General features: G+C 67.7%; 20 protein-coding genes. 8 read left to right on the top strand and 12 right to left on the bottom strand.

Annotation, left to right across the window (positions count from 1 at the left end):
- From AC1DN2_RS08470 to AC1DN2_RS08460, 3 genes are read left to right on the top strand one after another with little or no spacing between them, the layout of a single operon-like run.
- Positions 1–888, top strand: a complete 888-nt coding sequence (locus AC1DN2_RS08470; protein ID WP_476849964.1) for an ABC transporter permease — start codon at positions 1–3, stop codon at positions 886–888.
- Positions 875–1,702 carry an ABC transporter permease gene (locus tag AC1DN2_RS08465; RefSeq protein ID WP_476849963.1) on the top strand — a complete coding sequence of 276 codons (828 nt, stop codon included), beginning with the start codon at positions 875–877 and terminating at the stop codon, positions 1,700–1,702. The genes AC1DN2_RS08470 and AC1DN2_RS08465 overlap by 14 nt, the downstream gene beginning before the upstream one ends.
- 9 nt (positions 1,703–1,711) lie before the next feature.
- Positions 1,712–2,833, top strand: coding sequence for an ABC transporter ATP-binding protein (locus AC1DN2_RS08460; protein WP_476849962.1), 1,122 nt, complete (start codon positions 1,712–1,714; stop codon positions 2,831–2,833).
- 210 nt (positions 2,834–3,043) lie between these two features.
- On the opposite strand, the gene AC1DN2_RS08455 is transcribed toward AC1DN2_RS08460, so the two are convergent.
- On the bottom strand, positions 3,044–3,886 hold the full coding sequence (locus tag AC1DN2_RS08455; protein WP_476849961.1) for an alpha/beta hydrolase: 843 nt from the start codon (positions 3,884–3,886) through the stop codon (positions 3,044–3,046).
- A 257-nt stretch (positions 3,887–4,143) separates the two neighbouring features.
- On the opposite strand from AC1DN2_RS08455, the gene AC1DN2_RS08450 reads away from it, so the two are divergent.
- The gene (locus AC1DN2_RS08450; protein ID WP_476849960.1) at positions 4,144–4,560 is read left to right on the top strand and encodes a DUF7793 family protein; all 417 of its coding nucleotides are present in this window, start codon (positions 4,144–4,146) and stop codon (positions 4,558–4,560) included.
- A 19-nt stretch (positions 4,561–4,579) separates the two neighbouring features.
- Here AC1DN2_RS08450 and AC1DN2_RS08445 read toward each other — a convergent pair whose 3' ends face one another.
- Positions 4,580–5,473: a helix-turn-helix transcriptional regulator gene (locus AC1DN2_RS08445; RefSeq protein WP_476849959.1), complete on the bottom strand. Its 894-nt coding sequence runs from the start codon at positions 5,471–5,473 to the stop codon at positions 4,580–4,582.
- Positions 5,474–5,617: 144 nt separating this feature from the next.
- Between AC1DN2_RS08445 and AC1DN2_RS08440 the strand changes: the two genes are divergently transcribed.
- Both AC1DN2_RS08440 and AC1DN2_RS08435 read left to right on the top strand, forming a co-directional pair.
- Positions 5,618–6,661 carry an NAD(P)-dependent alcohol dehydrogenase gene (locus AC1DN2_RS08440; protein ID WP_476849958.1) on the top strand — a complete coding sequence of 348 codons (1,044 nt, stop codon included), beginning with the start codon at positions 5,618–5,620 and terminating at the stop codon, positions 6,659–6,661.
- Positions 6,662–6,754: 93 nt separating this feature from the next.
- Positions 6,755–7,177, top strand: coding sequence for a cupin domain-containing protein (locus tag AC1DN2_RS08435; protein ID WP_476849957.1), 423 nt, complete (start codon positions 6,755–6,757; stop codon positions 7,175–7,177).
- Here the strand turns inward: AC1DN2_RS08435 and AC1DN2_RS08430 are convergent.
- Entirely contained in the window at positions 7,110–7,430 is a 321-nt protein-coding gene (locus AC1DN2_RS08430; protein ID WP_476849956.1) for a GYD domain-containing protein, read from the bottom strand. The two genes, AC1DN2_RS08435 and AC1DN2_RS08430, sit on opposite strands and share 68 nt — an antisense overlap.
- A 228-nt stretch (positions 7,431–7,658) precedes the next feature.
- Here AC1DN2_RS08430 and AC1DN2_RS08425 point away from each other — a divergent pair, with 228 nt between their 5' ends.
- Positions 7,659–7,988, top strand: a complete 330-nt coding sequence (locus AC1DN2_RS08425) for an antibiotic biosynthesis monooxygenase family protein (RefSeq protein ID WP_028275943.1) — start codon at positions 7,659–7,661, stop codon at positions 7,986–7,988.
- 50 nt (positions 7,989–8,038) lie between these two features.
- On the opposite strand, the gene AC1DN2_RS08420 is transcribed toward AC1DN2_RS08425, so the two are convergent.
- The gene (locus AC1DN2_RS08420; RefSeq protein ID WP_476849955.1) at positions 8,039–8,641 is read right to left on the bottom strand and encodes a DUF6919 domain-containing protein; all 603 of its coding nucleotides are present in this window, start codon (positions 8,639–8,641) and stop codon (positions 8,039–8,041) included.
- Positions 8,642–9,181, bottom strand: a complete 540-nt coding sequence (locus AC1DN2_RS08415) for an SRPBCC family protein (protein ID WP_476849954.1) — start codon at positions 9,179–9,181, stop codon at positions 8,642–8,644.
- A 283-nt stretch (positions 9,182–9,464) separates the two neighbouring features.
- Between AC1DN2_RS08415 and AC1DN2_RS08410 the strand changes: the two genes are divergently transcribed.
- Positions 9,465–10,448 carry an ABC transporter substrate-binding protein gene (locus tag AC1DN2_RS08410; protein ID WP_476849953.1) on the top strand — a complete coding sequence of 328 codons (984 nt, stop codon included), beginning with the start codon at positions 9,465–9,467 and terminating at the stop codon, positions 10,446–10,448.
- 170 nt (positions 10,449–10,618) lie between these two features.
- Here the strand turns inward: AC1DN2_RS08410 and AC1DN2_RS08405 are convergent, their stop codons facing one another.
- Genes AC1DN2_RS08405 through AC1DN2_RS08375 form a run of 7 tightly spaced genes read right to left on the bottom strand, consistent with a single transcriptional unit; the run spans position 10,619 to position 18,284 of the window.
- Positions 10,619–12,064 (bottom strand): NtaA/DmoA family FMN-dependent monooxygenase, encoded by a 1,446-nt coding sequence (locus AC1DN2_RS08405; protein WP_476849952.1) that lies wholly within the window; start codon positions 12,062–12,064, stop codon positions 10,619–10,621.
- 10 nt (positions 12,065–12,074) lie between these two features.
- Positions 12,075–13,232, bottom strand: coding sequence for an LLM class flavin-dependent oxidoreductase (locus tag AC1DN2_RS08400; RefSeq protein WP_476849951.1), 1,158 nt, complete (start codon positions 13,230–13,232; stop codon positions 12,075–12,077).
- Positions 13,229–14,116 (bottom strand): DUF1684 domain-containing protein, encoded by an 888-nt coding sequence (locus tag AC1DN2_RS08395; protein WP_476849950.1) that lies wholly within the window; start codon positions 14,114–14,116, stop codon positions 13,229–13,231. Before AC1DN2_RS08395 ends, AC1DN2_RS08400 begins: the two co-directional genes overlap by 4 nt.
- The gene (locus AC1DN2_RS08390) at positions 14,100–15,260 is read right to left on the bottom strand and encodes an LLM class flavin-dependent oxidoreductase (RefSeq protein WP_476849949.1); all 1,161 of its coding nucleotides are present in this window, start codon (positions 15,258–15,260) and stop codon (positions 14,100–14,102) included. The genes AC1DN2_RS08395 and AC1DN2_RS08390 overlap by 17 nt, the downstream gene beginning before the upstream one ends.
- Complete coding sequence (locus AC1DN2_RS08385) at positions 15,257–16,321, bottom strand: ABC transporter substrate-binding protein (protein ID WP_476849948.1); 1,065 nt, start codon at positions 16,319–16,321, stop codon at positions 15,257–15,259. The genes AC1DN2_RS08390 and AC1DN2_RS08385 overlap by 4 nt, the downstream gene beginning before the upstream one ends.
- Positions 16,322–16,329: 8 nt before the next feature.
- On the bottom strand, positions 16,330–17,190 hold the full coding sequence (locus tag AC1DN2_RS08380; RefSeq protein WP_476849947.1) for an amino acid ABC transporter ATP-binding protein: 861 nt from the start codon (positions 17,188–17,190) through the stop codon (positions 16,330–16,332).
- Positions 17,187–18,284, bottom strand: a complete 1,098-nt coding sequence (locus AC1DN2_RS08375) for an amino acid ABC transporter permease (protein WP_476849946.1) — start codon at positions 18,282–18,284, stop codon at positions 17,187–17,189. The genes AC1DN2_RS08380 and AC1DN2_RS08375 overlap by 4 nt, the downstream gene beginning before the upstream one ends.
- Positions 18,285–18,461 lie beyond the last annotated feature (177 nt).

The raw sequence follows: 18,461 nt of genomic DNA, 5'->3' as shown, positions 1-18,461 counted from the left end.
ATGAGCAACGCAACCCTCGAACGGCCCCGGCCGCGGGGCCGCGGCGAGCCTGCCTCCGCCGAGGCAGCACCCCGACGGCGGCGCAGCGGCTGGTGGCTGCTGCTGGCTCCGATCCTTGCCTTCGACGTCGTGCTGTTCCTGACGCCGCTGGGCAAACTGGTCGGCGCAAGCTTCGCCGACAACGCCTACCAGCGGGTCCTCGAGGACCCGCTGGTGATGCGCGCCCTGGTCAACACCCTGACCATCAGCCTGGCCAGCACCATTGTCACCGTGGTGCTGGGCTACATCATCGCCATGGTCCTGTGGCGGGCCGGCAACGTCACCCGGGTGATCCTGTTCGCCGTCGTACTCCTGCCGTTCTGGACCGGCATCCTGGTGAAGAACTTCGCCTGGGCGGTCCTGCTCCAGGACAACGGCATTGTGAACGCCTTCCTGCAGGGAATCGGGCTGACCGGTGCGCCGATCCCGTTGCTGCACAACCGGTTCGCCGTGATTGTCGGCATGGTGCACTGCCTCCTGCCGTACGCGGTGTTCCCGATCTTCTCCTCGCTGACATCGATCGATGACCGGCTCGGGCTCGCGGCCCGCTCCCTTGGCGCGCGGGAAGGATCCGTCTTCCGCAGGATCACGCTGCCGCTGAGCATGCCCGGCATTTCCGCGGCCGGGCTGCTGGTCTTCATCATCAGCACAGGCTTCTTTATCACCCCGGTGGTGATGGGCGGGCCCGGCGACATGATGATCGCCAACCAGATCGACTACTACGCCCGACAGCTCACGGACTTCTCCGGGGCCGCTGCGCTGGCCGTCATCCTGACGGTCATGGTCAGCATCCTCGTGGCCGTCTACCAGCGCGTCCTCAAGGCAGGAGGCCAACATGAAGACAACTAATCCACAGCACCGGCTGCTGGCGCTTCTTTCCATCCCGGCCTTCCTGTTCCTCGTCATTCCGACGGCGATTGTGGTGCCGGTCGCGCTGAACGACAGCCGTTACATCACCTTCCCGCCGGAGGGAATCTCCTTCGCCGCCGTGGCAGGATTCTTCGCCGACCGGGCCTGGACCTCCGCCCTGACGGCCAGCCTGCAGTCGGCGGCGATCGCCGTCGTGATCGGCGTGCTGCTGGGCGCCACCGCGGCGATCGGCCTGCACGGGCGCAAGTTTCCCGGCCGGCCCGCCGTGGTGGGTCTGATCCTAGCGCCGATGATCGTGCCGACCGTGGTGCTGGCGCTGGCGTTCTACCAGTTCTTCATCTCGATCGGCCTGGTGGGCAGCATCGTCCCCATCGGCCTGGCGCACGCCGTGATCGCGACCCCCTATGTGTACCTGACCACCCGCGCCAGCCTCGCCGGGCTCAACCCGGCCCTGGTCCGGTCGGCGCAGAGCCTCGGGGCCGGACCGCTCTCCGTCCTGCGGCACGTGTATCTGCCCATCATCCTGCCCGGCCTGATCTCCGGGGCGCTCTTCGCGTTCTCGGTCTCCATCGATGAGACGGTCATGTCCCTGTTCATGCAGTCCCCGGGGGCCACCACCTTGCCGGTGAAGATGTTCACGGATATCCAGTTCAACCTGACCCCGAAGATCGCGGTGTCCTCCGCCCTGCTGGTCAGCGTCGCCACCATCGGGCTGCTGCTCCAGGTCTTGTTTGTCCTCAAGCGCCGCTCTTCAACCCGGATGCTGCCGCTGGCCGTGTCCGCACAAACGTAAGGAAAGTCGATGACCGCTTCAGTGATTTCCGCGGGGCCCATTCCCGGCACGGGCAGGGCCGCCCAGGGCGCCATTGAGCTCCGCCAGGTCAGCAAGCACTACGGCGACGTCGTTGCCGTGGACGAACTGGACCTGACAGTCCAGCCGGGGGAGTTCGTGACCCTCCTGGGCCCAAGCGGCTCCGGCAAGACGACCACCATGATGATGGTGGCGGGGTTTGAAGAACACACCGCCGGAGCCATCCTCATTGACGGCAAACCCGTGGACATGCTGCCGCCCCGGGACCGCAATCTCGGTGTCGTGTTTCAGAACTACGCCCTGTTCCCGCACATGAGCGCGCTGGAAAACGTGGAGTTTGCGCTGCGCATGAGGAAGGTGCCGCGCGCGGAACGCCGCCAGCGCGCCGAGGAAGCTCTCGACCGTGTGGGACTGGGCAAGATGGGCGGGCGCAAGCCGCGCCAGCTCTCGGGCGGACAGCAGCAGCGGGTGGCGCTGGCCCGGGCACTGGTCTTCAACCCGGCGGCCCTGCTGCTGGATGAGCCGATGGCAGCCCTGGACAAGCGCCTTCGCGAGCAGATGCAGGAGGAGATCAAGACCCTGCAGAAGGGCCTGGGCATCTCCGTGCTGTTCGTGACACACGACCAGGACGAGGCCATGGCCATGTCGGACCGGATCGTGGTGATGCGGGACGGGCAGATCGTGCAGTCCGGCCCGCCGGAGGAGGTGTACAACCACCCCATGACCGACTGGGTGGCCAGCTTCCTGGGCGACACCAACCTCATCCCGTGCACCATCGTGGAGCGCAACGGCGAGGAAGCCGTGGTGGACCTCGGCGGACTGGGTATGGCAAAGGTCCGGGACCGCGGGGCAAGCGGTGAGAACTACGCCGTCTCCATCCGCCCGGAGCACCTCAAATTCAGGACACGGGCCGCGGCGGGCAACGGATGCGCCGCGACCCTGCTGTCCTCCACGAATCTTGGCGCCACGGTCCGCCACCGCCTCACTGCCGGCGGCCACGACCTCCAGCTCCGTGAGCTGAGCTCCGACAGTGTCGCCCGGATCCGGCCGGATGAGGAGCTGTGGGTGGGCTGGGACGCGGACAAGGCCCAGCTGCTGGTCCTGGAGTCCTGACCGCCGGATGCTGTGACGGCCGGGCCGGTTCCGGCACCCCTCCGCGGGACATGCCCTCCTCGGGCGCCCAGGGATGGACATATGCCCACTATGTCCATCCCTGAGCCGCGCCGGGGGACAAGTCCATTCCTGAGAAAGGGACATGTCCACTGCTGAGCGCCGGCAGGGGGCATGCCCTCGGCCGGACACGCTGACTCTGGCCGGTAGTGCTCAGCCGAACTCTTTGATGAAGTCCAGGGCGGTTTGGGCGACCTCAGGCCAGCCGTGATCGATCGTGAGAGAGTGGCCGCGGTCCGGCAACTCCTTGATTGCCGTGTGCGCCGAATTTCTTTTTTGACGCTTGTAGGACGCATTGGCGATGGCCCACGGCACTGTGTGGTCTTTCTCCCCGGAGATGATCAGCAACGGCCCCCGATCCGGATTCTTCGTGTCGACCTTGGCCTCGGTGAACGGGTTGAGGTTTGCGGTTGCAGCCTGGAACAGAGGCACACCAGAGGCCGCGACGTGAAAGGTGTCAAACAATTGGCGGGCTTCGTCCTCGTCCAGGGCATTGGCCCAGCCGAAACGGAATTCGTCAAAAGTCAAAGACACTGCACGCTTTGCGTTGGCGGGATTCGCGATCACAGGCGCTGCTGACTTTAGGGCGGAGGCCGGCAGCGGCAGGACTCCCCGGAACGGTGCGGGGTCGATCGCCACCGTGACTGCGGCGGCTCCGGTTCCGGCGATCCTCTGGGCGATGAGTCCGCCGAAGGAATGCCCCACGACGGCGGGCTTGATGGTGAGCTGGCCAATCGCGTCGAGGTAGTGGTCCGTGACTTGCCTGACCATCTTCTTGGCAAAGACCTCCGGGTCGCGTCTGGCCTCATCGACGCTTTCGGGATCATCGGGCCACGTGGGGGCGAGCGTGGTGTAGCCGTTCTCCTCATACAGGGCCCGCCACCGGTCCCAACTGCTGGACAGGAGCCACAGTCCGTGGACGAAGACGACGGGTTTGAGGCCGGAAGCATTCGCCCGGTCCACCTGCTGTTGCTCGAGGTTCGTCATATCAGCCATGGCGCTCATCCGTTCGCGTGTGCATCGCGGGTCGTCGGTGGGGGACGCGGGGACGTCCTCCCGCAGGCACGAGTATGCCTGCGGGGCATGGCGAAGGCAATGCCTTTGCTGAATACCGGCACGGGCTGCGGGCCACGTGGCACCCGGGGTACGCCTTGCCGGTCAGCGACGCGGAGTGCAGCCGCGGGTTTGCGGTCCGCCACGCGCACCCGGCCCCAAACCCGTGGCTTGTCAGGACCGGCCCTAGAATGGTCTCGATGATGCCAGGACATATAGCAGCTGCTGACGGAAAGAACGTGCTGAGCATCAGTGCGGGCATCATCACATCCGTCTGGCAGCCGGGCACGTTTGTTGATGTCGACGATGCCAGGGACGCGATGCTGGCCGTAGCGCAGATCAGCGGCGGAATACCGATGCCGATGCTCTCCGAAATGACGGACGTGGAGATCAGCGCGGCCGCCAGGTACGAGTTCGCGCAGACAACAGGGGTTCTGGCGATTGCCGTGCTTGGATCCAGCACAGTGGATCGTGTGATCGCGGCGGCCATGAGCCGGCACACCCGCTACCCCCACGAATTCTTCACGTCCCGGGACGAGGCCATGGCCTGGCTGAACAACTTCACCTCCAGCGGCCAGTCCGGTGGATACACGGACGGCATATCCGCCCTGGCGTGACAGTGCCGGCCTGCCCCGGTTAGGCCTTGTCCACCGTAAAAGCCGCCCCGGCCTCCTTGACTTGCTGGTTGGTCGCGGCCCAGCTGGCCAGCAGCCGCAGCGCATCTTCCGACGCGGAGCCGGGCTCGGCGTTGTAGACCAGCAGGGACAGCCCGGCGTCGGCGGAGACGTCCATTGCCTCGTACATCAGGTGGAGATCCCCGACCACCGGGTGGTGCAAGTGCTTGAGCCCGGTGTAGTGCTGGCGCACGTTATGCGCCGCCCACAAGGTGCGGAATTCCTCGCTCCGCGTCGATAGTTCCCCGACCAGGTCGGTCAGCCCGCGGTCGTAGGGGTCCCGGCCGGCCTCGGTGCGCAGGATCGCGACGGTGTCGCTCGCCGCACGGCCCCAGTCCGGGTAGAAGCTGCGCGATCGTGCGTCCAGGAAGATGAACCGGGCATGGTTGGCCGGGCGGGCCGGACCCGCGTACATGTCCGAATACAGGGCATGGCCCAGCGGGTTGGCCGCAAGGATGTCCATGCGTCCGTTCCGCACAAAGGCGGGCGCGTTGGCGATGGCGTTCAGCGTCAGCTGAACGCTGCGCCGGACGGACTCCGCGGGACGGGGACGACGGCGGGTCCGGCTGCCCGGGGCCGCTGCCCGGGCCAGATCGAAGAGGTGGGCCCGTTCGGCGTCGTCGAGTTGCAGGGCCCTGGCCACAGCGTCCAGCACCCCCTCCGAAACGCCGGACAGGTTTCCCCGCTCCAGCCTCGTGTAGTACTCGACGCTGACGCCGGCCAGCATGGCGACTTCCCCGCGGCGGAGTCCGGGGACCCGGCGTTTCGCGCCGTAGATCGGCAATCCCGACTCTTCGGGGGTGATCTTGGCCCGGCGCGAGGCAAGGAACTCGCGGGTCGCCTCTCGATTATCCATGCCATCAACGTTAGGCCTTTGGGCTCTCTGAGGGAGGCCCTGCCAGTACCCCTATCAGCAGGGACTCCCTCACGGCTGCGTTACCGGGTTTGATGGATGGTGTTCCGTTGAACAACCCCCAACGATCAACAAGCAGGAGATTCATTGCCTACCGTCAACGCTTACGCATCACCGTCCGCGACCGAGCCGCTCGCCCTCACCACCATCGAGCGCCGCGACGTTGGACCGCACGATGTCCTGATCGAGATCAAGTACGCCGGGATCTGCCATTCCGATATCCACACTGTCCGCGGCGACTGGGGCCCGCAGACCTATCCGCTGGTTCCCGGCCATGAAATTGCCGGCATTGTCACCGAGGTGGGCACGGCCGTGACCAAGCACGCCGTCGGTGACCGGGTCGGCGTCGGCTGCATGGTCAACTCCTGCGGCGAGTGCGTCAACTGCCAGGCCGGCGAGGAGCAATACTGCCTCGCCGGGAACACCGGCACCTATGGCGCCGTCGACCGTGACGGCACCATCACCCAGGGCGGCTACTCCACCCACGTCGTTGTGACCGAAGATTTCGTGGTCACCATTCCCGAGGGCATCGAGCTCGACGTCGCCGCGCCGCTGCTGTGCGCCGGCATCACCACCTACTCGCCGCTGAACCACTGGGGCGCGGGTCCCGGCAAGAAGGTCGCGATCGTCGGACTCGGCGGACTCGGCCACATGGCGGTCAAGATCGCCCACGCCATGGGCGCCGAGGTCACGGTCCTGTCGCAGTCGCTGAAGAAGCAGGAAGACGGGCTGAAGCTGGGCGCGGACCATTACTACGCCACGAGCGACGAGAACACTTTCACGGACCTTGCCGGCACTTTTGACCTGATCATCAACACGGTCAGTGCCGCGATCGACATCAGCTCCTACCTGCAGCTGCTGACCCTCGACGGCGCACTGGTCAACGTCGGCGCCCCCGCGGAACCGCTCCCGGTGAACGCGTTCGCCCTGATCATGGGCCGCCGTTCCTTCGCCGGCTCGATGATCGGCGGCATCCGGGAAACCCAGGAAATGCTCAACTTCTGCGCCGAGCACGGCCTGGGCGCCGAAATCGAGGTCATCCCGGCCGCGAAGATCAACGACGCCTACGAGCGCGTCCTGGCCTCCGACGTCCGCTACCGCTTCGTGATCGACACCGCGACCCTGAACTAGGACGCAGCAGCGCACGAAGAACCCCGGGAGTGGGCGGACGCGGCCTCCGGTCGCGCCCGCCACCCGACAAAAACACCCTGTGAGGAAATGACAGTGGAAATCCAAGCCAGGAAGCCAAGCGTCAAGGGACCGGCGCAGATGTTCACCGGCGACGTCTGGTTTGACGTCGTCGCGGCCCCGCAGCCCGAACCGTCCCGCATGCGCGTCAACGCGGTGCACTTTGCCCCGTGCGCCCGCACGGCCTGGCACTCGCACGCCGTCGGACAGACCCTGCACGTCACCGAAGGTGTCGGCCTGGTCCAGGCCCGCGGCGGCGAAGTGACCGAAATCCGCCCCGGCGACACGATCTACACGCCGCCGGGCGAATGGCACTGGCACGGGGCCGCGCCGGGGTGCGGGGCCAGCCCGGGGGACTGGCCCCGCACCGGCACGCCGGGCACCGCGTGGGCTATTGCCCCGGGGCCCGGTACGACGGCGTCTTCTTGGCTGCCGCGTCGAGATCCTCTGCTGACATGAGCGGTTTCATGTGCAGGTTCACGGCGCCGGTGGAATTGATCATCAGCGACAGGGCGACGGCGTTGGCCTGGTCGGGGATATCGAAGACTCCGACGACGTCGGTCTCCCCGAAGGCGTAGTAGAAGCTTTCCAGTGAGCCGTCCACCGATTTGAGGGCTTCGACAACGGCATCACGCCGTTTGGTGCCGCCCTCACGCATGAGTCCCTTGATTCCGTCGCCGACGTAGTTCGCTTCGAACAGATATTTGCTCATCGTTTTTCCTATCCTGTGTTCGCCCAGGACATCGGCATCCGAACGTGTGCCCGCTCCCAACGATGGAAGGTCCGAGGCTGGCCCCAGAGTGGGGGTCTGCCCACATGCTAGGCCTTCCACTTCACCCTTACAACGGTTCATTTGCGGCCACAACCGGGCTCCGGGCGGTCCGGCACTACCGCCGGCCGGAGGACAGGAACATAATCGGCGTATCAACCCGTACGGACAATGGAGGCGATCGACGTGTCTGTTTATACGCTCGGAATCTGGCTGGTGCATCCCGGCCGCGAGAACGATTTTGTGCAGGCCTGGCGGGATCTGGCCAGGAAGACGAAGGAAGACTTTCCCAACGCCAAAGCCGTGCTGATGCACGATCGCGACGTCAAGAACAGGTTCATCAGCACCGGCCCGTGGGAGTCCCTGGAACAGATTGAACAGTGGCGGGATTCTGCCCTGTTCAAGCAGGGCCTCGAGGCAATGAAGGACATGCTGGAGCATTTCGAGGCGCGCACCCTGGACGAGGCCGCGAGCATCGGGTGGGATGCGACCGATATGTGAATTTACCGGGAACCGGGTCGCCGCCGGCTGCGCGGCGCGCGTTCCCGCGGCTAAGCGGCCTGCAGCGCCTCGAGTACGGCGGCCAACAGGACATCGTTCCGGCCCCAGACGGGATCGAAGATTTCCACATACCAGGCATCCGCCAGGACCAGGGCCAAGGTCTCATTGGTCTCGGCTGCCCAGTCCCTGAGCTGGTCCTCCCCAACGGGCCCCTCGCTGCTGCCGAGCAAGGTCGCGACGTCGTCGTCCTGTACGGTCACCGGGATGGAGACGCTGCTCGCCTCACCGGGGTCGTGGACGACCGTCACCAGACCGGTCCTTGCGGACAGGGCCAGGAGTGCCGTCGCCGCCTCCGGGCCGCAGAAGGCCGTCACGTAGGCGCGCTGCGCGTGGCCCCCGGCCTGAACGCCCGGCTGCGATTCCTTGGTGAAGAGCCCGTTGCGGTTCAGCCGGGCGAGCTCTCCGGCGATGGCCGCGGTCTCCTCGTCGAACCCGGGCGCGAAGACTCCCGGCTGGTATTGGCTGTTGCCCTCCAGCCAACGGGCGGTCAGTTCGCCGGCCGCCGGGATGGTGGAGGCCTGCCGCCAGACTTCGCGGTCCGCGAGAAGCCGGCCGAAGCTGTCCCGTTCCGTCGTGAACCTGGCCTCTGACATTTAGGCCTCCTGTGCTGTGGGGTGCGGGGTGGACTGCGCCGTGAGATGTGGGGTGGGGTGCGTCTGCGGGGCGTGGTGCTGCAGGAGGACGGACAACCGTTCGCAGCTGATCCGCAGCGCCTCCAGTTCACGCCGGCTGTAGTCCTCGATGATCGCACGGATCCGCTCGGTGAGGTGCTCGTCGTCGACCTCGAACTCATGGTTCAGCGTGACCACGGAGAGCCCGTCCGCCGGCAGGATCGCCCAGTCGCCGCCGAGCTCCCGGAACGGGGGCTCGAGGTCCAGCTGGTGGAACTGGGCGCGGTGGCTGGCGGTGTCAAAGACGCGCCAGCAGTGGCTTGAACTGAGTGAGCCGTTGGACACCACGGACGTGCGCAGCTCGTGGCCGGCGTCGTCGCCGCTGACGCGCTCCGAGTACACCGTCAGGCCCTCGAGGTAGGGCCAGTGTGAGGCGTCGCGCAGCATGCTGAAGACAAGGTCCGCCGGGGCGTTGATGCCGAGCCGGTGCGTGGTCCGGTGCGTTTGCTGGTGCGTGCTCACTGACAAGTTCACCCCTCCTGTGTCGTGCTGTCACCTTGCAGGTCTTCTATGCAGGCTAGGCCAGTTGCGGCCTGCCGTGAACAATTCCGTCCCGTCGCGTCACGCAGGGCAATCTTCGGTAACACAGGGCGTCCGCAGGCAGCGTCCGCGGACGCCGGATGAACGGGTATTACCGCCTGTATCCCTTGGTTTCACCCGGTTTCACGGCGCTTTGACCGGCTCTCCCGGGCCCCGGATAGTTGCTGGCACCAGCACCATTTCAGTCCACTCTCAAGGGGAGAACATGTCCAGTCTTTCGCTTAAATCAGGCGCCGCGGTCGCGTTGGCGGCCACCACTGTCCTGGGTCTGGCGGCCTGCTCCGATCCCGGCGCCGCCGCTGCCGGCGGCCCGTCGGCAGCGGCGTCGTCGTCCACCGGGGTGAAGCAGTTCAACCTCTCGCCGCAGCAGGACCGCGTCAAGGCCACGGTGGATGCCGCGGCCGCCGCGCTCGTCCCGGAAGCCATTAAGAAGGACGGGAAGCTGACCGTGGCGGTGAGCCCGTTTGCGGCGCCGCTGGCCGTTTACGCCACCGACAACAAGACCCCGGTGGGCAACGAGGTGGATATCGCCGTCGCTCTGGCCGAGTCCCTGGGCCTGGAGGCAGACATTGTCCCGACGGCCTGGGCCGACTGGCCGCTCGGCGTCGATTCCGGCAAGTACGAGGCTGTGCTCTCCAATGTCACCGTCACGGAGGAGCGCAAGCTCAAGTTCGACTTCGCCAGCTACCGTGAGGACAAGCTCGGCTTCTACGCCAAGGCGGACAGCAGCGTCACCAAGGTCGAATCGGCCCCGGACGTCGCCGGCAAGCGCGTGATCGTCGGTTCCGGCACCAACCAGGAGGCAATCCTGCTGCGCTGGGATGAGGAGAACAAGAAAAACGGCCTCAAGCCCGTGGAGTTCCAGTATTACGACGACGACTCCGCCTCCCAGCTCGCCATCCAGTCCGGACGGGCGGACCTCACGTTCGGCCCCAACGCCACGGCGGCCTACAAGGCGGCCTCCGACGCCAAGACAAAGCTCGTCGGCCTGGTCGACGGCGGCTGGCCGCTGAAGGCCAGCATCGCCGTCACCACCAAGAAGGACAACGGGTTTGCCGCAGCGGCCCAGGCCGGACTGAACCATCTGATCCAGGACGGAAGCTACGCCAAGATCCTGGACCGCTGGGGGTTGTCCGCGGAAGCCGTCGCGAAGTCGGAGCTGAACCCGGCGGGCCTGCCGAAGCAGTAGCCCGCCCTAAATCCAACGCGGGGTCACATCGCGCCCAWCCCGGAGAGGATTATGGGCGCGATGTGACCCCGCGTTGGTTGTCTGAACGGTGCCGAAAGCCAACGAATCCCCGCCGGGAACGTCTCCGGCGGGGATTCGTTGTGCCTGCGTGGTGACCCAGCGGAGATCGTCTAGACCTGTGCCGTGACCGAACCTGAATCGATGCCGGCCTCGACGCTGGCACCTGGGCGCACCGGGGTGGCCAGGCCGAGGTTCTCCCGCAGCGTGCTGCCCGCGTATTCCGTGGGGTACACGCCGCGCTCCTGCAGTTCCGGGACGAGGTGGTTGACGATGTCGTCGAGGCCGGACGGGATCAGCCAAGGCGAGATGTTGAAGCCGTCGACGGCACCGGTCCGGGCATACTCGCTGAGCCGGTCCGCGACCTCGGTGTACGAGCCGCTGAAGGTGGAGTCGCCCCGGCTGGTCTTGGCCGAGACGAATTGGCGGATGGACAGGCCCTTCTCCGTGGCCTCGGCCCGCCACTGGTCGGCCAGCTGGCGTGCCTTGGCGCCGTGGAAGCCGCTGCCGCGCGTTTCGGAGGTTTCTTCGACCACGGGGTCGATGTCCGGCAGCGGGCCGTCGGGGTCGTAGCCCTGCAGTTCCCGGCCCCAGAACTGTTCGAGGTACGCGATGGCCTGCTGCGGGCCGATCTGCAGACTGCGGACCCAGGCCTTCTTTTCGAGGGCCTCTCGCGGCGTGGCGGCGAGGATGAACTCGCTGGCAGGCATGATCTTCACGTCCTGGGCGCCGCGGCCGGCCCGGAGGGTGCGCTCCACGATGTCGCGGCGGAACTCCAGGGCGTCATCGAGCTGCGGGTGCGCGGAAAAGATGACGTCCGCCTGCCGGGCGGCGAAGTCCCTGCCCGCGGGCGAATCCCCGGCCTGGAACAGCACCGGCCGGTACTGGGCGCTGCGCGGCAGCCGCGGGGTGACGTCGACGGTGTAGTGCCGGCCGGTGTGGCGCACCCGCCGGACCGCGCCCTCCGCCGACCACCGCTCGGCGGAGGCCGAGTCCGCGACGGCGCCGTCGTCCCACGCGTCCCAGATCCGCTTGGCGGTTTCCACGAAGGCCTCGGCATGGGTGTACCGGTCGGCGTGGTCCAGGTAGCCGCCGCGGCGGAAGTTGGCGCCGGTCCAGGCGTTGTCCGTGGTGACGATGTTCCAGGCCGCGCGGCCACCGGACAGCAGATCCAGCGTGGAGAGCCGGTGCGCCAGGTCTGCGGGGTCGTTGTACGTGGTGTTCTGGGTTGCGACCAGCCCGATCTTGGTGGTCACCGCGGCCAAGGCGGCGAGGGCGGTCTGCGCGTCGGGACGGCCGGCGACGTCGAGCGCGTGCGGGCGGCCAAGATGCTCGCGCAGCCGCAGGCCTTCGCCGAGGAAGAACGCCGCGAACAGGCCGCGCTCGGCGGTTTGGGCGATGCGCCGGAATGATTCGAAGTCGGTCTGGGAGCCGGACTCGGCCGCCTTCCAGACGGTTCCGGAGTTGACGCCCTGGAAGAACACGCCCAGCTGGAGCTGACCAGAGGGGATGAACCCGGACGCGGTGAATTCAGCGGCGGGGTGGGTGCTGTGGCTCATGGTGGGCTCCTTAGTTTTCCGCGCCGGGGGCGCTGGATGCGGCGGCGTAGCGGCTGGCTGGCCGTGCCAGCCCCAGCTGATCGCGGAATGTGGCGTCCGGGCTGGTGGGGGCGAGGACCCCGCGCCGGCGCAGTTCGGGCAGCACCAGCCGCGTCAGTTCCTCAAGATCCGTGTCCAGCACGGCGGGGTGCAGGCGGACCCCTTCGGCCCAGGCCAGCACCTCGGTGAGCAGATCGGCAAGCCCGGCCGCCGAGCCGATGAACTGTGCGCGCGGGCTCTGCCACGGGGTGTGGCCGTTCAGCCCGGCCAGCCGCTGGGCGGCGGCCTGGCCGCGGGAGTCCAGCACGACGTCGAGCTCGGCGATCAGCGCAGGCCCGTTGCCGCCGGCGAGTTCTGCGCGCGTCGCCGCGAGCTCGGCGGCCAGGAGCCCGGGCGTCGGGGCCGAAACCAGCAGCGCGTCCGCTGCCCCGGCCGCGACGGCCTCCGGGGCGAGGAGCCCGGCCGGGACCAGCACAGGCAGCTGGCCCTGCGGCGGCCGCGGAATGATCGACGGACCCTTGACGGAATAGCTGCCGTTCTCGACGTCGATGTAATGCAGCTTGTCGACGTCGAGGTAGCGCCCGGTGGGGACGTCGCGGATCACGGCGTTGTCCTCCCAGGAGTCCCAGAGCCTGCGGCCGACCTCGATCGAATCGGCGGCCTCGCGGGAGAGCCGGTCCCCGCGCAGGGTGTCACGTCCGACGGCGGCGGCATCGGCCGCGCTTGATGAAGCGGATACCAGCCAGCCGGCCCGTCCGCCGGAGACGTAGTCGAGGCTGGCGAGCTGGGTGGAGATGTGGAACGGCTCGGTGTAGGCGGTGTCCACTTCCGGAATCAGTGCGAGGGAGCGGGTCACGGGGCCGGCGAACGCGGCGCGCTGCAGGGCGTTGAGCCGGGCCGCGGCGTCCGGGTGCCCGGGGTCCGGGAGGCCGGGGTCGGAGAACGTCGCCGCGTGGAATCCGGCGGACTCGGCGGCGAGCACGGCGCCGCGGAGGTGTTCCGGGCCCAGCACGGCTGCCGGGGCCGTCCGGGAAACCCGCCACGCGGCCGGGTGGCTGCCGGCGCCGTCGAGCTCCAGCAGGAGCAGGCCGTGTTCGCGGGGCCCGTTCTTGGCGGGATGGGTGCTCATGATGCGTCCTGTCGTTCGTGGGGGATCTTTTCGCCGGCCTCGATGGGCACCGGCAGGCGGTTCTCGGCCGGCGGCAGCGGGCACGTGGCGAGGTCTGTGTAGGCGCACGGCAGGTTCACCGCCCGGTTGAAGTCGAGCCAGACGGTGCCGTGGGCGCCCGGAGCCGCCACGGTGAGCGAGCGGTTGGCCGCGTAGGTGCTTTTGCCCGAGGTCGCGTCCGTGAAAAGGACAGACAGCGTGCCCGGAGTGTGGCCGTTGAATGCGGTGAGGCTCAGGTCCTTGCCGCGGAGCCGGAAGTGGATTTCCCCCGGGGCCTCGTAGACGTGGTGGATTCCTTCGACCGCCGCGCCCACGGTGGTGGGCCGCGGTTCGGCGAACGGGACGAATATTCCTGAAATGGCATATTCAGGGGTGGGGGCGTAGGCGGGCGTCCCGCGGTAGCCGGTGAGCAGGGGGTTCAGGGGATGCCGCGGCCGCACGACATAGCGGCCGCCGCGTTTGGCGAGCTCGATCACGGTATGGCCGGCGCCGGCATCCACCATCCGCAGATTCAGGCCGTCGCGCTCGGGGATGGGGCCGAGGAACACTGTGGCTCCGGTCCCGTCGGCGTTCAGTTCCCGCCCGTCGCGAAGGACGCGTTCGCCGGCCCCCAAAGCCAGGCGGACTGCGCCGTCCTCGACGCTCCAGGTGCCCGGCGCGCCGTCCAGCCGGGCGGGCGCGGCATCGAGCCAATGCAGGTGCGTAACGGCGAGGAAGCCGTGGGGGTCGGCGCGGTGGCGTTCGTGCGCGGCATGCCAGTCCGCCCAGGCGGCTTGGAATTCATTGTCGGGACGGCGGTCGGGACGAATGTCAGGACTGCCGTCGGTGTCAGTGGGCGTGGACATGAGAGCTCCTGTGGTGGGTGTGGTCGGCCGTGACGCGGGCGGCGGCGTCGGTCTCAGTAGTGCCGGCGAATGCAGGCCGGCCGGCGTGCGGGTCGCCGTCGGCCCAGAGCGTGGTGGGCGCGGCGGCGCGGACGGCCGGAATGATTTCGAGGGCGAAGCGCTCGAGGATTTCCAGCTGCTGGGCGAAGGGCAGTGTGGTGGGCAGCGAGATGGACTGCAGGTCGTGGCCGTAGAGCGCGTGGTAGCTGAGGATCTTGTCGATCACCTGCTCCGCGCTGCCCACCAGGGCCGGACCGTCGGCGACGGCGTGGTCGATGTCCCGGTAGGGGGAGTTGTTGCCGGGAACGTTCCGGCCGGTCGTGAGGGCCTCGTAGACCGGGCCGAACTGCCGCTTGGCCTCCTGCGTGGTGTCCGCGATGAACACCCCGCCCGCGCCCGATCCGGAGCCCAGGTACTGGTGCCGGGGATCGTGGCCGTGGCGCGCGTATTCCTCGCGGTAGTGGTCAATGAGCACCTTGTAGTTTTCCCGCGGCTGGATCGCGTTGGCCGTGAACAGCGGATCGCCCCACTGCGCCGCCAGCGCCGCCGAGGCCAGGCTGGTGGCGGAGCCGTGCCAGACCCGCGGCGCCCCGGCGAAGGGCCGCGGCGTCGTGGTGGTGGGCTCCGTCAGCGCGGCGCGGAACCTCCCGGACCACGTGACGTTTTCCTCGGTCCAAAGCCGGCGGAGCAGGGCATATTTCTCCGCAAGGAGCTCCCACTGGTCCGCCAGGTCCAGGCCGAACAGCGGGTACTGCAGCACCTCATTGCCCTTGCCGATCACCAGTTCCAGCCGGCCGCGGCTGAGCTGGTCGATCGTGGCGTAGTCCTCGGCGACCCGCACCGGGTCCAGCACGGACAGCACCGTCACGCCGCTTTGCAGCCGGATCCTGGTGGTGACGGCGGCGATGGCGGCGAGCACGGTGGTGGGGGAGGAGGAGATGAACTCACCCGCGTGGCGTTCCCCGACGGAGAAGCTGTCGTAGCCGAGGCCCTCCGCCCGGCGCGCGGTCTCCACCACCTGGTTGAGCCGGTCCGCGGTGGAGACGATCTCCCCGGTGACCGGGTTCTTCAGGTGCGGGATGATGTCGAGGACCTGGAACCTCACTGTGTTTTCCCTGTCTGGGTCTTCCCTGCAGGGGCTGTCCCGAAGTTGCCCTCAGTGACGGTCGTGGACTCGGGAAGGGCTTCCTCGGAGAGTCCCCAGCGGTCCAGGACCTTGGCGTAGGAGCCGTCCTTGATGGCGGAGTTCAGGGCGTCCGTGATGGCCGGGGCCAGGCCGTTGCCCTTGAGCGTGGTGGCCGCGACCAGGGTCTCGGACGGCCAGCCGGCGTTGACCTTGCCCACCACCTTGAGGTCGTCGCGGGTGTTTTCCCGGTACGTGACGGACGGGTAGGGCGCGAGGTTCAAGTCGGTGCGGCCGGAGGACAGCGCCAGGATGGTGTCGGCGTCGGAGGAGTAGTACTGCAGCACCGCGGGCGCCTTGCCCTTGGCCTCGAGCTCCTTGTTCCAGGCGATCAGGATCTTCTCCTGGTTGGTGCCCGAGCCCACCGAGATCTTCAGCCCGGAGATGTCGTCCGAGCCCTTGATGTTGTAACCGGAGCTCTTCTTCGCCTCGAAGCCCATGTACGCGGCGCGGTAGCTGGAGAAGTCGAAGAGCTTCACGCGGGCGGCGTTGATGCCCACATTGGAGAACACGGCCTCGAAGTCGCCGGACTGGGTCTTCAACGGCCAGTTCTCCCAGGAGGTCACCTGGACGTCCAGGTCCAGGCCCAGCTTGTCCGCGACCAGCTGGGCCAGGTCCACCTCCACGCCGATCGGGGTCTTGTCGTCCGTGGCGTGGAAGGACAGCGGAATCGCGCCCGCCGTCGTCGCGACGGTCAGCTTGCCGTCCTTGCCGATCAGCGCGGGGACCTTCGCGGCCAGGGATGCGTCCTTCTCGGCCCGGATCCGCTGCTGGTCCGGCGAGGTGTTGTAGACGACGCCGTTGCGGGCAGCCGTCGTCGCCGGCTGCCCGCCGGACGCGGCAGATGCGCCGGGATCCGCGCAGCCACTCAGGGCCACGGTGCCGGACAGGGTGCCGATGAGGACGACGGCGGGAAGCGCCGCACGCGTCCGCCGGGGACCAGTACTCGCGCGGGTGGTGCGGAGGGCGGAGCTGATTGCCATGGGGTTCCTTAGATGTTGAAAGCGGGTTCGATGACTTTGGAGAAGAAGCTCCGGGTGCGAACTTCGCGCGGGTTGGTGAAAATTTCCTGGGGTGTGCCTTGCTCGACGATCTGGCCCTGGTCCATGAACACCACCGTGTCGGCGACGTCGCGGGCGAAGCCCATCTCATGCGTGACGATGATCAGCGTGGTGCCGGACTTGGCCAGCCCGCGGATGACGTCCAGGACCTCGTTGACCAGTTCCGGGTCCAGAGCCGACGTGGGCTCGTCGAAGAGCAGGATCTTCGGGTCCAGGGCAAGCGCCCGGGCGATCGCGACGCGCTGCTGCTGGCCGCCGGACAGCTGGCGCGGGTAGGCGCCGGCACGGTCCTTCAGGCCCACGCGGTCCAGCAGTTCCAGCCCGCGGTCGCGGGCCTCGGCCTTGGAGAGCCGGGGTTTTCCGGCCCGCGGCGCGACGATCGGTGCCTCGGTGACGTTTTCCAGCGCGGTCAGGTGCGGGAAGAGGTTGAAGTTCTGGAACACCATGCCGATCTCGGTGCGCTGCTTCAGGATGTCCTTTTCGCGCAACTCGTGGAGCCGGCGCCCGCGGACCTCGTAGCCCACCAGCGTGCCGTCGATCGCGATGAACCCGGCGTCGACCTTTTCGAGGTGGTTGATGGTGCGCAGGAGGGTGGATTTGCCGGATCCGGACGGTCCGACGATCACGGCGACACCCCCGGGCTCGACCGTCAGCGTGATGCCCTTGAGGACTTCCGCGGCGCCGAAGGACTTGCGGACCTTCGTGATCTCGACGAGGCCGCGGGTGGTTACGGCGTCCGTGGCAGCGGCCGCGGACGGGGTCTGGGTGGTCGTACGGAGTGCGGTGCTCATCGGGTGCCCCTTTCCTGGTTCGATTCCCGGGCGGCGGGCGTATGGATGGCGAGGAATTTGCGGGCCTTCTGCAGCGGGGTCAGGGGCAGCGTGCGGACCGCGCCCCTGGAGTAGTGCCGCTCGATGTGGTACTGGAAGACGCTCAGGACCGAGGTGATGACGATGTACCAGAGCGTGGCCACGAGCAGAAGCGGCAGGACCTGCTGGGTGCGGTTGTAAATGACCTGGACGGTGTAGAACAGCTCGGAATAGGCCAGGACGTAGACGATCGAGGTGCCCTTGACGAGGCCGATCACCTCGTTGAAGGCGGTGGGCAGGATGGCCCGCATGGCCTGGGGCAGGACGATCCTGGTGGAACGCCGCCAGGCCGGAATGCCCAGGGCGGTTGCGGCCTCGAGCTGGCCCTGGTCCACGGACAGGATGCCGCCGCGGATGATCTCGGCGGAGTAGGCGGCCTGGTTCAGGGTCAGGCCGAGGACTGCCGCGGCGAACTGGCTGATCAGGGTGGTGGTCTGCGCTTCAAAGAAGCGCACGTCCGTGAAGGGGAGCCCCAGGCTGATTTTCTCGTAGAGGTAGCCCAGGTTGTACCAGAGCAGCATCTGCACCAGCAGCGGCGTGGAGCGGAAAATCCAGGAGAACGTCCAGGAGACGGAGACCAGCAGGGGCGACGCGGACAGCCGCATCAGCGCCAGGATGAACCCCAGGATGAAGCCGAGCGCCCCGGAGATCGCCGTCAGTTTCAGGGTCTCCAGCAGGCCGTTCACGATCGACTGCGCGGTGAACCACTGCGCCACCACGCCCCACTCCCAGCGCGGGTTGGTGGCCAGCGACCAGGCAATGCCGGCCACGCCCACCGCGACGACGGCGGTGCCCACCCAGCGCCACGGGTGGCGGGCCGGGACCAGCCGGTAGTCGGCGTAGTCGGTTGCGGCCTTGCGGCCCACCGAACCGGAGCCGACTGTTCCGGCCGGTGCGGTCTCGCCGGCGGGTACGGGTCCTGCGGGCCGGACCTCCGCGGTCTCGGGTGCGGATTCGATGCCGGCGGACGCCGGCTCCGGGGCGGACTGTGCCACCGGGGTTGCTGTTGAACTCATGCGCCACCTCGCTTCTTCCAGTTGCTGTGGGGGTAGTTGGCTGCCAATCTAGGGCCGTGCGAAAACGCGCGGCAAGGCGGCAGGTTGCATACGTTCACGCAGGTTCGCACGGCGTCACACGACGAATTCTTGCCTCGATTTACGCCGCGTTACGCGGGGTGAACGGCCGTGACCGGC

This window comes from Arthrobacter sp. 01L42 (assembly GCF_056400005.1).
This window is presented reverse-complemented; position numbering and strand designations above follow the sequence as displayed.